The 318-nt window shown below is 34.9% G+C and carries 1 protein-coding gene; it reads left to right on the top strand.

The window, feature by feature from the left end:
- Positions 1–62: 62 nt before the first annotated feature.
- Positions 63–221, top strand: a complete 159-nt coding sequence (locus D0T57_RS15490; RefSeq protein WP_163274362.1) for a hypothetical protein — start codon at positions 63–65, stop codon at positions 219–221.
- Positions 222–318 lie beyond the last annotated feature (97 nt).

Genomic DNA, 318 nt, shown 5'->3' with positions numbered 1-318 from the left:
AATAGGACTTGTGTAGTCATATTCTATGAAAACAGATTAATAACAATATAAAAACTAGAATTATGGAAGATTTTATGGATGGTTTGATCCGTTTCAACAAACGCTTCCTCGACGACAAGCTCGATGTTAGTGCTTTCGTAGGTGCAAATATGATGCAGTACAAAATGACTAGTACTCTTATCTATATGATTATATGTGTACAAACCATTGTCTGTAGCTAACATCAGGTTTGTATTGTGCATATATACCAAATCCGGTTTTTTGGGAAATTCATCCCCTTCGCTATACAGCATATTTATCAAACGGGCACTTTTCAGG

The sequence above is a fragment of the Dysgonomonas sp. 511 genome (assembly GCF_010501105.1).
GTDB lineage: Bacteria > Bacteroidota > Bacteroidia > Bacteroidales > Dysgonomonadaceae > Dysgonomonas.
Note: the sequence above shows the minus strand (reverse complement) of the source record. Positions and strands in the feature narration are given on the sequence as shown.